This is a genomic window from Burkholderia sp. ZZQ-2 (assembly GCF_050768715.1).
GTDB classification, from domain to species: domain Bacteria; phylum Pseudomonadota; class Gammaproteobacteria; order Burkholderiales; family Burkholderiaceae; genus Burkholderia; species Burkholderia cepacia.
Map to the genome: position 1 here is coordinate 66,049 of NZ_LDVA01000276.1, position 13,638 is coordinate 79,686.

The 13,638-nt window shown below is 67.9% G+C and carries 13 protein-coding genes; 2 read left to right on the plus strand and 11 right to left on the minus strand.

Annotated elements, in window-relative coordinates:
• Positions 1-93: 93 nt before the first annotated feature.
• Positions 94-1,350, plus strand: a complete 1,257-nt coding sequence (gene soxC, locus ABY44_RS22700) for a sulfite dehydrogenase (protein ID WP_060173446.1) — start codon at positions 94-96, stop codon at positions 1,348-1,350.
• A complete protein-coding gene (locus ABY44_RS22705) occupies positions 1,343-1,867 on the plus strand; it encodes a c-type cytochrome (RefSeq protein ID WP_060173447.1) in 525 nt (174 codons plus the stop codon). Before soxC ends, ABY44_RS22705 begins: the two co-directional genes overlap by 8 nt.
• A 268-nt stretch (positions 1,868-2,135) precedes the next feature.
• On the opposite strand, the gene ABY44_RS22710 is transcribed toward ABY44_RS22705, so the two are convergent.
• From ABY44_RS22710 to ABY44_RS22760, 11 genes are all read right to left on the minus strand, one after another.
• Positions 2,136-3,023 (minus strand): ABC transporter permease, encoded by an 888-nt coding sequence (locus ABY44_RS22710; protein ID WP_027789310.1) that lies wholly within the window; start codon positions 3,021-3,023, stop codon positions 2,136-2,138.
• On the minus strand, positions 3,020-4,009 hold the full coding sequence (locus ABY44_RS22715) for an ABC transporter ATP-binding protein (RefSeq protein WP_060173448.1): 990 nt from the start codon (positions 4,007-4,009) through the stop codon (positions 3,020-3,022). Before ABY44_RS22715 ends, ABY44_RS22710 begins: the two co-directional genes overlap by 4 nt.
• A gap of 67 nt (positions 4,010-4,076) precedes the next feature.
• Complete coding sequence (locus ABY44_RS22720) at positions 4,077-5,108, minus strand: ABC transporter substrate-binding protein (protein WP_059575161.1); 1,032 nt, start codon at positions 5,106-5,108, stop codon at positions 4,077-4,079.
• A 48-nt stretch (positions 5,109-5,156) separates the two neighbouring features.
• The gene (locus ABY44_RS22725) at positions 5,157-6,083 is read right to left on the minus strand and encodes a TauD/TfdA dioxygenase family protein (RefSeq protein WP_060173449.1); all 927 of its coding nucleotides are present in this window, start codon (positions 6,081-6,083) and stop codon (positions 5,157-5,159) included.
• Positions 6,084-6,286: 203 nt separating this feature from the next.
• Positions 6,287-8,428, minus strand: a complete 2,142-nt coding sequence (gene scpA, locus ABY44_RS22730) for a methylmalonyl-CoA mutase (protein ID WP_060173450.1) — start codon at positions 8,426-8,428, stop codon at positions 6,287-6,289.
• Entirely contained in the window at positions 8,425-9,258 is an 834-nt protein-coding gene (locus tag ABY44_RS22735) for a Pnap_2097 family protein (RefSeq protein ID WP_060173451.1), read from the minus strand. Before ABY44_RS22735 ends, scpA begins: the two co-directional genes overlap by 4 nt.
• A gap of 5 nt (positions 9,259-9,263) precedes the next feature.
• Positions 9,264-10,565, minus strand: coding sequence for an MSMEG_0569 family flavin-dependent oxidoreductase (locus tag ABY44_RS22740; protein ID WP_059496970.1), 1,302 nt, complete (start codon positions 10,563-10,565; stop codon positions 9,264-9,266).
• Positions 10,566-10,621: 56 nt separating this feature from the next.
• Positions 10,622-10,906: an MSMEG_0570 family nitrogen starvation response protein gene (locus ABY44_RS22745; protein ID WP_021156903.1), complete on the minus strand. Its 285-nt coding sequence runs from the start codon at positions 10,904-10,906 to the stop codon at positions 10,622-10,624.
• A gap of 9 nt (positions 10,907-10,915) precedes the next feature.
• Positions 10,916-12,100: an MSMEG_0565 family glycosyltransferase gene (locus ABY44_RS22750; RefSeq protein ID WP_060173452.1), complete on the minus strand. Its 1,185-nt coding sequence runs from the start codon at positions 12,098-12,100 to the stop codon at positions 10,916-10,918.
• Positions 12,097-13,080, minus strand: a complete 984-nt coding sequence (locus ABY44_RS22755) for a sll0787 family AIR synthase-like protein (protein ID WP_060173453.1) — start codon at positions 13,078-13,080, stop codon at positions 12,097-12,099. The genes ABY44_RS22750 and ABY44_RS22755 overlap by 4 nt, the downstream gene beginning before the upstream one ends.
• Positions 13,077-13,637, minus strand: a complete 561-nt coding sequence (locus ABY44_RS22760) for an MSMEG_0567/Sll0786 family nitrogen starvation N-acetyltransferase (protein WP_060173454.1) — start codon at positions 13,635-13,637, stop codon at positions 13,077-13,079. Before ABY44_RS22760 ends, ABY44_RS22755 begins: the two co-directional genes overlap by 4 nt.
• Position 13,638 lies beyond the last annotated feature (1 nt).

Below are 13,638 nucleotides of genomic sequence, written 5' to 3' on the forward strand. Positions count from 1 at the left end.
AGCAAAGCGGGAATCGTTGTTTGCCGCGCCGTGCCCGGTTGCCGAAAATCATCGTTTCCCCGCGCGGCTCCCGCGTGCTACACGCGCTCGACCATGACCGATTCCCGTTTTCCTCCCCGAGCACCGCGCTCCGGCCGGCGCGCGGCGCTGCGCCAGCTCGCCGGCGGCTGGGCGGCCGCGATGCTGCCCACCGGCGGCGCGCTCGCGAGCCAGCCGCTCGACGTGCCTCCGTGGACACGCGCACCCGGTGCGCCGCTGCTGTCGCCACCGTACGGCGCGCCGGGGCCGCACGAGCGCGACGTGATCCGTCGCAGCGCCCGCACGCCCGCGCTGCCCGGCTCCGGCTCGTCGATGACGCCGCTCGCCGACCTGTTCGGCGACATCACGCCGAACGGGCTCGTCTACGAGCGTCATCACGCGGGCGTGCCGGATATCGATGCGCAGCGCCATCGCGTCGTCGTGCACGGCCTCGTGCGCGAGCCGCGCGTCTTCACGATCGACGACCTGCTGCGTTTTCCGTCCGAATCGCGGATCCACTTCCTCGAATGCTCGGGCAACACGGGCAGCGAATGGAACGGCCCGAGCGGGCTGCCCGTTCAGTTCACGCACGGGTTGCTGTCGTGCTGCGAATGGACCGGCGTCCGGCTGTCGACGCTGCTCGATGAAACGGGCGTCGATGCCGACGCACGCTGGCTGCTCGCCGAAGGCGCGGACGGCGCGGCGATGACGCGCAGCCTGCCGCTCGACCGGATCCTCGAGCGCGCGCTGGTCGTCTATGCGCAGAACGGCGAACGGCTGCGCCCGGAGAACGGCTACCCGGTGCGGCTGATCGTGCCGGGTTTCGAAGGCAATACGAACATCAAGTGGCTGCGACGGCTGAAACTGGTGCGCGCGCCGGAGATGACGCGCGAGGAAACGTCGAAATATACGAATCTGCTGCCCGACGGCTGCGCGCGCCAGTTCGTGTTCGAGATGGACGCGAAGTCGGTCATCACGCGGCCATCGGCCGGGCACCGGCTCGCCGCGCACGGGTATTACCCGGTCAGCGGCTACGCGTGGTCGGGCCGTGGCCGAATTCGCGCCGTCGACGTGTCGACCGACGGCGGTCGCACGTGGCGGCCGGCACGGCTCGCCGGCGACGTACGCGACCGCGCATTGACGCGCTTCGAGGCCGACTGGATATGGCGCGGCGAGCCGGCCGACCTGCAAAGCCGGGCGACCGACGAAACCGGCTACGTGCAGCCGACCCGCGACGCGCTCGTCGCCGCGCGCGGCCTGAACTCGCAGTACCACTACAACGGCATTCAGAACTGGCGTGTCGGCACGGACGGCGAGGTGCGCAATGCGTAAGGTGTTCGTTTGCCTGCTGGCGGGCTGCGCGATAACGTCGGGCGCGTTCGGCGCCGGCTTCGGCCTCGGACAGCCAGTCGATCGCGCGGCGCTCGCCGCGTGGGACATCGACGTCGCCCCGGACGGCACCGGCCTGCCACCCGGCGCGGGCACGGTCGCACGCGGCGGCCACGTGTTCGCCGACAAATGCGCGATGTGTCACGGCGCCGGCGGCGAAGGCGGTGTCGGCGATCCGCTCGTCGGCGGCATCGGCTCGCTCGCGAGCGCGAAGCCCAAAAAGACGGTCGGCAGCTACTGGCCGTACGCGACGACGCTGTTCGACTACATTCGCCGTGCGATGCCGTACAACGCGCCGCAATCGCTGAGCGCTGACGACGTCTATGCGGTCACTGCGTACGTTCTCCACCTGAACGGCATCGTGCCCGGCGACGCCCGGCTCGACGCGCGCACGCTGCCGCGCGTGAAGATGCCGAACCGCGACGGCTTCGTGCCCGACCCGAGGCCGGGCAAGCTGTGACCCGTCTCGCTCCGCTTGCCGCCGCATCGAGCAGTGCACCCGCGCGCGTCGCGCCATGCGTCGCGCGGATCGACCGCATCACGGGCAGTCATTCGGCAGGCCCCTGTTCCGGTGGATCGGGGCACGTCGCGGCAGCGCGCGACGCGGTATCCGTCACGCCGCGCACGTGACGTGCCGTCCGCAAGGATTGGAACCCACCCGCCCCCGCGTGAAAAGCCGATTTCAGCTTACGTCACGCATGGGCCGGGACTGACCGCGTCCCGACGCGTCAGTGCTGAATGCCCCAGCGCCGCACGGTCGCGCGTTCGAGCGTATCGAACACGAGGTTCTCGACCAGCAGCCCGATCACGATGACGGCCGCGAGGCCCGCGAACACGCGATCCGTGTACAGCTCGTTGCGGTTCTGGAAGATGTACCAGCCGAGCCCGCCTTGCCCCGCGCTCGCGCCGAACACGAGCTCGGCCGCGATCAGCGTGCGCCACGCGAATGCCCAGCCGACGCGCAGCCCCGACAGGATCGACGGCAGCGCGGCAGGCACGAGGATCAGCGCGATCTGGCGCAGGCCGGTGAGCCCGTAGTTGCGTCCGGCCATTTTCAGCGTGACGGGTACGCCGGCGAAGCCGGTATACATGCTCAGCGCGAGCGGCCACAGCACCGCATGCACGAGCACGAACAGCAGGCTTCCGGTGCCGAGCCCGAACCACAGCAGCGCGATCGGCAACAACGCAATGGACGGCAGCGGATTGAACATCGACGTGAGCATCGTCAGCAGATCGCGGCCGATGCGCGTCGATACCGCGAGCGACGTCAGCGCGAACGCCAGCAGCACGCCCAGCGCATAGCCGCGTAGCAGAACCGACATCGAGATGCCCGTCTTGACGAGCAGTTCGCCCGACTCGATGCCCTGCACGAACGCAGCCAGCGTCGCGCCGAAGGTCGGGACGAGCAGATCGTTCGCGACGATGCGCGCGACGATCTCCCAGACGGCGATCAGCACGAGCGCGATGACGCTGCGGCGAAACCACGCTGCGCCGGCGATGCGGCGCAGCAGCGGCGCGGGCGCCGCGCGTTCGGCGTCGGGCAGCGCGTCGAGCGTGCGCGTGTATTCGTCGCGCACGGGCGGCCGCGGCGGCAGGGCCGGATCGATCGTACTCATGATGCGGCGTCCTCGGTCGTCGGTACGTGCGGTGTGTCGGTGTCGAACAGCAGGCGGTGAATCCGGGCGACGTTGTCGCGGAAGTCGCCGGTATCGACGTTGTCGAGCGAATGCTCGTGGCTGTTGAGCTCCGCGCGCACGCGGCCCGGATGCGGCGACAGCAGCAGAATCCGGTTGCCGACCACGAGCGCCTCCTCGATCGAGTGCGTGACGAACAGCAGCGTGAAGCGGAACTCGTCCCACAGCCGCAGCAGTTCCTCCTGCATCTTGCGGCGCGTGAGCGCATCGAGCGCCGCGAACGGCTCGTCCATCAGCAGCACGCGCGGCTGCATCGCCAGCGCCCTCGCAATCGCGACGCGCTGCTTCATGCCGCCCGACAGCGTATGCGGATAGGCATCGGCAAACGTGCCGAGGCCGACCTTGTCGAGATAGTGCAGCGCGCGCTCGCGTGCTTCCGCGCGCGACAGCTTCGCGGCGACGCGCAACGGAAACGCGACGTTCTCGGCGACCGTCTTCCACGGCGGCAACTGATCGAACTCCTGGAACACGACGATGCGGTCGGGCCCCGGCCCGCTTACGGGCCGGCCGTCGAGCGCGATCGAACCCGAGACGGGCTCGATGAAGCCGGCGATCGCCTTCAGCAACGTCGACTTCCCGCACCCCGACGGGCCGAGCAGCACGAAGCGGTCGCTGCCGTACACGTCGAAGCTCACCTGATGCGTCGCGCGAACGATCCGCGCGCCGCTGCGGTATTCGAGGCTGACCTGGTCGATCGCCAGCAGGCGTTCGCTGTGCGTGGCGGCCTGCGCGGCGTTCGCGGCCGGGCGATCGTCGGCACGCGTATCGGGCACGGCAGACGTGGCCGGCGACGCGCCGCCACGTGCCGCATACGGCGGCAACCAGGTTCGGGGAGAAGTGGCGTTCACGATCGAATCTCTTGCGGGAAAAGCATCAACATACGGCCGGGCACCGTGTGGACCAACCATCGATTGCGCATATCGAAACCGCGCCGACGCATAAGCGTCGATCGCGGCGTCACAGCATCGGCGCCGTTCAACTGCCGCCGGCCGTCGCCGGATCGTCGAAGAAATAATCGCGCCACGACTTCGGTTCGTTGCGGATCGCGCCGGTGCGATGCATGAACTGCGCAAGCGGCAGCGTATTCTGCGGCGCGGTCTTGAACTGCACCTGCGGATTGCGCAGGATCTTCAGCAGCAGCGCGCGATCGATCTTCGAACCGTTCACGCGAATATAGGTGTCGGCCGCGCGCTCCGGATCGGCCGCGATCTGCCGTGCGGCGTCGGCCAGTGCGGCGACGAACGCACGATAGGTCTTCGGGTTGTCGTCGCGGAATTTCTCGGTCGCGTACAGCACCGTCGCGGAACTCGGGCCGCCGAGCACGTCATACGAATTCAGCACGATGTGCGCGTTCGGGTTGCCGGCGAGTTCCTGCTCCTGGAACGGCGGATTGCCGAAGTGACCGGTAATCACGTTGCTGTTCGCGAGAATCGCGGCCGTCGCGTCCGGATGCGGAATCGCCTGCGTCAGCGCGTCGAGCTTGTCGAACTGCTTGTCGCCCCACTGCTTCGCGGCCGCGTACTGCAGCACGCGCGACTGCACCGACACGCCGACCGCCGGCACCGCAATGCGGTCCTTCGCGCTCAGGTCGGCGATCGTCTTCACGTTGGGGTTGCTGCTCACGAGGTAGTACGGAAAATTGCCGAGCGACGCGACACCCTTCACGTTCTGCCGGCCGCGCGTGCGATCCCACACGGTCAAGAGCGGACCGACGCCCGCGCCCGCGACGTCGACCGCGCCGGACAGCAGCGCGTCGTTCACGGCCGCGCCGCCCGACAGTCGCACCCAGTCGACCTTGATGTCGAGGCCAGCCTTGCGCCCTTCCTTCTCGATCAGTTGCTGGTCGCGCGCGACGTTCAGCATCAGGTAGACGACGCCGAACTGCTCGGCGATGCGGATGCGGCCTTCCGCGTGCGCGGCTTGCGGGATGACCGCACCCGCGAAGGCGAGCGCGGCGGTGAGCGTGGCCGCCAGCGCGCGACGCGCCGGCAAGAACGAAAACGACATCGGAACTCCGGTCAGGATGGGGCAGGAATGAATGACGCGGCGCGCGGCTCAGAAAGGCGCGTCGCCCTCGATCGTCGTGCGGTACAGCTTGCGGCGCAGGTGGTCGGGCGTGCCGGCGGCGAGATGCATCAGCGAACGGTTGTCCCAGAACACGAGGTCGTGGTCGCGCCATGCGTGCCGATACAGGTGCTCGGCGCGCACGCTGTGCGCGAACAGTTCGTCGAGCAGTGCGCGGCTTTCGTCGTCGGGCAAGCCGACGATGCGCGTCGTGAAATGCTCGCTGACGAACAGTGCCTTTCGGCCGGTTTCAGGATGGGTACGCACGACCGGATGAACGACCGCCGCGACCTGCGCGATCTGCTCGGGCGACAGGTTGGGCCGCCACCGGCTGCGCGCCTGCAGTTCCGCATAGCGGGCGAGATACGTATGCTCGGCGCGCCGCCCGTCGACCGCGCGGCGCAGGTGCGCGGGCAGCGTGTCCCACGCGAGATGCATGTTCGCGAACAGCGTATCGCCGCCTTCCGCCGGCAGTTCCTGCGCGTGCAGCAGCGAGCCGAGGCTCGGTTTTTCCTTGTACGACAGGTCGGAGTGCCAGAAATGGCCGGCATCGCCGAGCCCGACCGGTTTGCCGTTCTCGACGATGTTCGACACGATCAGCACTTCCGGGTGGCCGGCCAGCGCGAACTGGTGCAGCACGTGAATCTGCAGCGGGCCGAAGCGGCGGCTGAACGCGATGTGCTCGTCCGGCGTGATGCGCTGGTCGCGAAACACCAGCACGTGGTGATCGAGATGCGCGCGATGGATGCGCGCGAAGTCGCCGGCGTCGAGCGGTTGCGACAGGTCGAGGCCGATCACTTCGGCGCCGAGCGGCGCGTCGAACGGCACGATGTCGAAATGCTGCGCCGCGCCGTCAGGCCGCAAGGCAGGATGTCCAGCGGATAGCGTCGCGGCGTCGCGGATGGCGGTAGTCGTCACGGCATGGCCCTGATTCGGTCAAAACGCGAATCTACGAGGGCGTGCCGGCGTGCGTCAACGAAGCGATTCGGATACGTTTATCTGCTGTGGTGATAAAGATCGCTGCTCGCGCATACGACGCCGGCGAGCAATACCGTGTGCAGTTGCGCGCCGAAATCGCGCACGCATTCCATCGCGGACTTGTTGCGGCGCACGAGAAAGCGTCAGCTGGCGCTCGCCGCCAGGTGTCCACACCGAGCCCGCTCGATACATGCGCACAGCGCTTCGGCGATAGCGTCGATCGGTGCGCCGGGCCCGAACGTCGCCGCGACACCCTTCATCTTCAGGTGTCGCGCATCCGCCACGGGAAAGATTCCGCCCAACACCACCTGAATCGCGGCGTCATACGACGTCAGTGCGTGGAGTAGCCCCTCGACCAGTTCGAGGTGGGCACCCGACAACGACGAAATGCCCACGATGTCGGCGCCATACGCCTGCGCAGCTGCCGCCACACATGCCGGCTGCTGAAACAGCGGCAGGCGCAGGACGTCGAATCCGGCGTCCTCGAGCGCAGTTGCGACGACGGCCGCACCGCGGTCGTGCCCGTCCTGGCCGAGCTTGGCGATCATGATGCGCGGCCTGCGTCCCACGCGTTTCGCCAGCCGGTCGACGCAGCCCTTCGCCGCCTGCCATGCAGCGTCGTCTCGCCGATGTTCGCCGTAGACGCCTTCGCCGTCCGCTTCCACCGCCACGACATGCCGCGGCCATACCGATTCCAGCGCGCGCGTACACTCCCCGACGGTCGCACGTGCCCGCATGCAGTCGATCGCCAGTGCCAGCAGGTTTCCGGTGCCGTCGCGCGCGGCATCGGCCAGCCGCTGCAACGCCGTCGCAACCCGCGCCGGATCGCGCGCGGCCTTGACGGCTGCGATTCGCCGCGCCTGCCCGGCACGCACATGACGGCCGTCGATCTCGCACACCATGAATTCGCCAGTCGTTTCGTCCGCGACGAAACGGTTCACGCCAACCACGGTCCGGCGCCCCGAATCGACCTGCGCCTGCGTCGCGGCCGCGGCGCGCAGCAAGCGCCGCTTGACCCAGCCGGACTCGATCGCGGCGATCACGCCGCCCTGCGCGTCGATGGCGGCCAGCTCGGCGCGCACGCGTGTCGCGATGTCGTCCGTCAGCGACTCCATCATGTACGAGCCGGCCCACGGATCGACCGTGTCGCACAGTCCCGTTTCATGCTGCAGAATCAGCTGCGTATTGCGCGCGAGGCGGGCCGCCGCCGCGGAAGGCAGTGCAAGCGCTTCATCGTACGCATTCGTGTGCAGCGACTGCGTGCCGCCGAACGCCGCGGCCATCGCCTGCGCCGTCACGCGAACGATGTTGTTTTCCGGCTCCTGTGCCGTCAACGACCAGCCCGACGTCTGGCAATGCATGCGCAGTGCGCACGCCCGGGGCGAACGCGCGCCGCACGCGTGTGCGATCTCCGCCCACAGCAGGCGCGCCGCGCGCAGCTTGGCGATTTCCGTATAGAAATCGCTGCCGACGCCGAAGAAAAAGCTCAAACGGGAGCAGGCTTCATCGGCAGGCATGCCGCGTGCGGCCAGCGTGTCGACGTACGCGCGCGCGTTCGACAGCGTCAGCGCGAGCTCGAGCACGGCATCGGCGCCGGCTTCCTGGAAGTGATATCCCGACACCGACAGCGCATTGAAGCGCGGTGCATGCCGCGCGAGCCACAACGCGACGTCGGCAACGATCCGCATCGACGGCTCCGGCTCGAAGATCCACGTGTTGCGGACCATGTACTCCTTCAGGATGTCGTTCTGAATCGTCCCGCCGATCCGCTCGGGCGGCACGCCCTGCTCCTCGGCGGCCACGACGAACGCCGCCATGATCGGCAGGACCGCGCCATTCATCGTCATCGACACGGTCGTGGCGTCGAGCGCAATGCCGTCGAACAGCCGCACCATGTCCTCGACCGTATCGATCGCGACGCCGGCCACGCCGACGTCGGCCCGCGCCTCGGCGCAGTCCGAGTCGTAGCCCCGCTGCGTTGCCAGGTCGAATGCCACGGACAACCCCTGCGCGCCTTGCTCGAGTGCCGTGCGAAACGCGAGATTGGAATCCGCGGCGTCGGCATGCCCCGTGTATTGCCGGATCGTCCACGGGCGATCGGTATACATCGACGCGTACGGCCCGCGCACATAGGGCCACGCGCCGGGCATGCCGTCGAGATGCGCGACGGCGTCGAGATCGCTGCGCGTGTAGAGTTTCCGCAGCGGCACCGCGCGCGCGCCTCGATCGTTCCGCGCGACGTTCTCCACGCCGGTGCCCGGCTCCATGCATGCCGCTTCGTTCATGCCCGACTCCGGCGCTTTTGCGTGATCACATCGGCAATCTTCGTCCCGTCGCCGTCGCGCACGATTTCGCTCCAGTGCAACAGGCCATCCGCATCGGATCGAGCACGCGCGAAACGCACGGTCAACGAATCGCCGATGTCGAGATTTCCATGAAAGTACAGTTGACGCGCCGCCAGCACGGGTGCCTGCTCGAAGCGGTAATGCTGCCATTCCGCGCGGTCGACGAATGCCTGGAAGCTGGCGAAGTAAAGCAGGTCCGCGCCATTGAAATCCATGTTCGGGCACGGCAGAAACGAGACGCTTGCGCCGTCGCCCTCCGCGAGGCCGGCGAGCGCCGGCACGATCGACGCATCCCGCACGCGCAACTTCTTCGCACGTTCCGCCATCGCCAGCGCATCGGCCGGGACCGGTCCGGTGCGGCCGTCGATGCCGGTCATGCGCGCCTTCGCCACCGAGCGGTTGCTGCCGGCGTGTTCGCGCGTCACGAACGTCGACATCATCCGCACGATACCGGCTTCGTCGTCGCCGTGCCGGATCCGCTGCTCGCTGAAATGGCGAATCGGGCCGACCCTGCGAAGCGCGACATGAAGCGCGAACGTGTCGTTCTCGCGAATCGCGTGATGGCGGTTCATGTCGACGTGCACCGCAACGAACGACGCATAGGCACGCCGCCCCTCGTCGTCGAAGAACTCGGGGACGTCGCGGCCGCCGTGCGCGGCCAGCGCGTCCCAGTGACGCTGCCCGCACTCCTTGAGCAGCCAGTTCTCCGCGAGCCCCGTGTGCGCGAGTTGCGGCATGCCGGCCCGATAGCGATGGATGGCGGTATGCATCGGCGTCAGGCGGCCAGGCTTTCGGCCGAGCGCCGCGCGGCCGTCGTCCCGGCCTGGATCTGGTCGACGATATGGGCGGCATCGCGCGCCACCCCGGAGAATCGCCCGGAACCCCACGTATATAGCCAGGGCAGCCCGACGAAGTAGAGCCCCGGAACCGGCGTCACGCCGCGCCGGTGCGCAGGATAACCGCGGCCGTTGAATACCGGCGCATCCAGCCAGCTGAAATCCGGAGTGAAGCCGATGCACCAGACGACCGATGCGATGCCGCTGGCCGCGAGATCGAGCGCCGTGCGCTCGCCGGCCGGACGCCACACGGGCTCGTAGCGCGTCGCCGGCGGCGCCGCGATCCCGTTCTTCTCGATATGGGCATCGATGCCGGCATTGATCCGGTTGTACGTATCGTCGGCGCTGTCGAGCTGCGCCGACAGATCCGCGGAGAAGCGCAACTGCCCGCCCGCGAAATCCTCCAGCCGGCCGTACAGTTCCATCCCTTCGGCCGCAAAGCGGCGCAGATCGATATCGCGCCCGCCATCGCGGCCGGTCACATAGTGGTTGGTATTGTCGCGCACGCCTTCGCGCAGCGGATGCGCATCGACCGGCATGTCGTAGTACTGCATGTCGGCCAGCCAGTCGACGACGTCCCTGCCCCGGTAGAAACGCGCACAGCGCGGTGCATCGCCCACCGCGAGGAACACCTTTCTCCCGGCGAGGTGGAGGTCTTCCGCAATCTGCGCGCCCGACTGCCCCGATCCGACCACGAGAACCGGCCCGTCCGGCAATGCGGCCGGATTCCGGTATTCCGACGACTGGATCTGCACGATCGTTGCCGGCAACCGCTCGGCCATCCGCGGCACGATCGGCCGATGGTAGCCGCCCGATGCAACGACGACCTGATCCGCCGTGTACGCGCCGCGCGACGTCGCGATGCGATAGCGCCCGTCCGCGTCGCGCGTCACACGCTCGACGGCCGTATGTTCCAGCACCGGTGCATCGACGCTACGGATGAATCCGTCGAGATACTCGACGATCTCGTCCTTCGTCATGAAGCCGTGCGGATCGGCACCGCGATACGGATAGCCCGGCAGCGCGCACTGCCAGTTCGGCGTCACGAGACAGAACGCGTCCCAGCGCTGCTTGCGCCACGTATGCGTCACGGTCTCCTTTTCGAATACGAGATGATCGATACCTGCCTGCTTCAGGTAGTAGCTGATCGACAACCCCGCCTGCCCGCCGCCGATGACGGCTACGCGCAGATGGGAATCGGAATCCGGGAGGCTGGATGAAACAACGGGTTCGCTTGACATGATGCAGTCCTGAATGTGTGTTGAAGAAGACAGTGGATTCCTGCGTGCCTTACGCCTCAAACGAGTTCGATGACGGTCACGGTCGCGTCGCCCTGCGGCGCGAATCGTTCCGCGTTCGCTTCGATCCGTGCCAGCTCGTCCATCGCGGCCGAGCACGCGAATCCGTATTTCTCGCGGACGCGATCGGACGCGATACCCAGCGCGCGTCGGGCTCGCTCGACGAAGTCGTCGAGCGCGTACTGCGTCTCGGGCGTGAAGAATTCCGAAACGACGGTCGAAGGCGAATAGCAATTTGTTTCCGACTGATCGGGCCAACGAACCCGAAAATGCATGACCGGCATGATTCCTCCTCATTCAGTGGACACGGCTCGCGCACGCTGCGCCAGCCGGGTCCGGTAGATATCCAGATGCCTTCGCGCACTCGCTTCCCATGAGTAGCGGTTCAGCACTGCGGGAACGGCATGTACGAAATCGGGAACACGCCGTCCCGAGAGCGCGTCGCGCAGCGCGTCGGCGATCGAATCCACATCGCCGGGATCGGCCCACACACACGCGTGCTCGTCCAGATACTCGGTAAAGGGTTCGATTTCGGACACGACGACGGGCTTTCCGCAAGCAAGCCCCTCGAGCACGACCAGACCGAATCCCTCTCGGACCGACACCATCGACACCACGCCGGCACAATGCATCAGCGCGACCAGCGCCGCGTCGTCGAGCGGCCCCGTCGACACGACGGGTTCGTCGACGCCGATCCCCAGCCCGAGGGCAGCGGCGCGCGCGACGAAGCGGCGTGCGTATGCGTCGTGATCGAGCAGGCTCGCGCCGCCCGCGATCACGAGCCGTGCATCGGGCATCGTGCCGCGCAATCGGGCGAATGCCTCGAGCAACGCGATCGAGTTTTTCCGCTCCTCGATCCCGCCGATCGCCAGGACAATCGGGCCGCCGTGCAGGCCGTACCGCTGCCGCACCGCCTGCATGTCGGCCTGGTCCGCACGAGCGAACCGGGCGACGTCCACGCCGTTGGGCACCACGCTTGCGTCGACCCCGAACGTCTTGCGCATCGTGGCCGCCCACACGGCGCTCACGCACAGCACCTGGTCCGCCGCGCGCCACGCACGTTCCTGCCAGCGCTCGAGCTGCGGGTCGTCGAATACGTCGAGGTGATGCACGGTCCGTACGAAGCCGTCTATTGCGCCTGCCTGCCGCAACTCGGCCAGCGCATTGCCCGTGATGCTGTCCTGTGCATGCAGAACGTCGAACCCGCCCGCCTCGTGCTCCAGCAACGCGCGCCTGATCGCGGCAATCCGCGCGGACACCATTTCCGCGATGCTGCCAGGGCGGCCATCGACGCGCGCCAGCACGACGCGGCACGGGACATCGCGGAACATCGCCTCGCCCGGCGCGGCCGGCGCGAACACGGTGACGTCGCTTCCCGCTTCGTGCAGCGCACTGGCGAGTTCAAGTGCGTGCACGACACCGCCGCGCGGATTCACCGAATGGGTCAGCAGCGCGATGCGCAACGCATCGCCACTCATCGGACACCTCCGCCGCCGGTCATAAACGGCTCGATCCCGAAATCCCATAGCACCGCCGTTTCGCCCGCCTCTTCGACGACGACCTCGCGCGTTGCGTCGATATCGCCGATCACGGCGCACGCGAGCCCGCGCGCCGCGAAGCGCTCCACGATCGCGTCGGCATGCGCCGGCCGGACCGACATCAGGAACCCGTAGCTCGGAAAGGCCGTCAGCCAGCGATCGAAATCGACGCCGGGCGGACGCGGGATCGCGTCGAGTTCGATGCGCGCGCCGACGCGCGAGCATTCGACGAGCATCAGCGCCGTACCGAGCACGCCCGCCATCGAGATATCCTTCGCGGCATCGCACAGCCCGTCTTCGGCCAACGCCGGCAGGATCTCGAGATCGCCGCGCAGCCGGGCCGGCGGCGCGCCGACCGACGCATTCCAGAACGGATACGGATCCTCGAATGCGCCACGCAGGTCGACCGCCATCATCAGGCGATCGCCCGGCCGCGCGCTGAAGCTCGACAGCAGCGCGCGGGCCCGGCCCAGGATCGATACGGCCAGTTGCCCCTGCGCGCTGCGCGCGTTGCTGTGGCCGCCGACGATCGGCACGCCATACGCCGACGCAGCCGCGGCCATCCCGGCGAGCACCGGCCGCGCGGCGTCGATTCCGTCGCTCCACAATGCATCGACGACGGCGATCGGCCGCCCGCCCATCGCGTAGACGTCGCTGACGTTCGCCATCACGCCGCTGTACCCCGCGAACCACGGCATCGACTTGACGAAATCGCCGACCATGCCCTCGATCGCAAACAGCAGGTAACCGTCCGCGTCGGGAATCGCCGCGCAGTCGTCGCCGAGTGCCACCGCCTGCGCGAGATCCCGCTCGCCGTTCGGCAATGCCGCTGCGAGCGATGCGACCACGCCGGAGATGTCGTGCTTGTGCTGGAAGCCGCGACTTGCGCGCAGCGTTGCGATGCGACCGTCGACACTCATTGCCGCACCTCCGAGCGCAGGACGAAACCCTCGAACGGCGTGCCGCACGGCGGATAGTGCGCCAGCCGGGCCTGCATCAGTTGATGAGGATGTCCGAACAACGTTTCTTCGCCGAGCGCATCCCAGTGAAGCCGACGAAACAGCGGCACGTTCTGCGATTGCACGTGTGCGACGAAGGTCCGGCAACCTTCGGCATGCGCGCTGCTGACGGCAAGTGCGATCAGCATCGAGCCGATCCTGCCCTGCCTGCGAAACGCCGGATGCACCGCCAGCCGCGAGCCCATCCAGGTTCCGGGCACGGTTTCATGAATCCGCACCGTGCCGACCACCTGCTCGGGCAGCCCCGCGCAGCAGCTGACTGCGACCAGCAGTTGCGCGTGGCGATCGATATCGTCGCGATCGTCGCCGGCGAAGATCCCCTGCTCGATGCAGAACACCGCCCGGCGCAGCTTGTATGCTTCGTCGATTTCCCACGGAAGCGCCGCCCATTTGATCCGGTATTCGGCGGGCCGGTAGGTGTCGCGGCAGTCGGCCAGTCCCATCTCTGCGCAGTACATG

Bases quoted from the DNA above. Each gene is read 5' to 3' on its own strand.
- soxC (WP_060173446.1), top strand. From the start codon at position 94: ATGACCGATTCCCGTTTTCCTCCCCGAGCACCGCGCTCCGGCCGGCGC.
- ABY44_RS22705 (WP_060173447.1), top strand. From the start codon at position 1,343: ATGCGTAAGGTGTTCGTTTGCCTGCTGGCGGGCTGCGCGATAACGTCG.
- ABY44_RS22710 (WP_027789310.1), bottom strand. From the start codon at position 3,023: ATGAGTACGATCGATCCGGCCCTGCCGCCGCGGCCGCCCGTGCGCGAC.
- ABY44_RS22715 (WP_060173448.1), bottom strand. From the start codon at position 4,009: ATGGTTGGTCCACACGGTGCCCGGCCGTATGTTGATGCTTTTCCCGCA.
- ABY44_RS22720 (WP_059575161.1), bottom strand. From the start codon at position 5,108: ATGTCGTTTTCGTTCTTGCCGGCGCGTCGCGCGCTGGCGGCCACGCTC.
- scpA (WP_060173450.1), bottom strand. From the start codon at position 8,428: ATGAACGAAGCGGCATGCATGGAGCCGGGCACCGGCGTGGAGAACGTC.
- ABY44_RS22735 (WP_060173451.1), bottom strand. From the start codon at position 9,258: ATGCATACCGCCATCCATCGCTATCGGGCCGGCATGCCGCAACTCGCG.
- ABY44_RS22740 (WP_059496970.1), bottom strand. From the start codon at position 10,565: ATGTCAAGCGAACCCGTTGTTTCATCCAGCCTCCCGGATTCCGATTCC.
- ABY44_RS22745 (WP_021156903.1), bottom strand. From the start codon at position 10,906: ATGCCGGTCATGCATTTTCGGGTTCGTTGGCCCGATCAGTCGGAAACA.
- ABY44_RS22750 (WP_060173452.1), bottom strand. From the start codon at position 12,100: ATGAGTGGCGATGCGTTGCGCATCGCGCTGCTGACCCATTCGGTGAAT.
- ABY44_RS22755 (WP_060173453.1), bottom strand. From the start codon at position 13,080: ATGAGTGTCGACGGTCGCATCGCAACGCTGCGCGCAAGTCGCGGCTTC.
- ABY44_RS22760 (WP_060173454.1), bottom strand. From the start codon at position 13,637: ATGTACTGCGCAGAGATGGGACTGGCCGACTGCCGCGACACCTACCGG.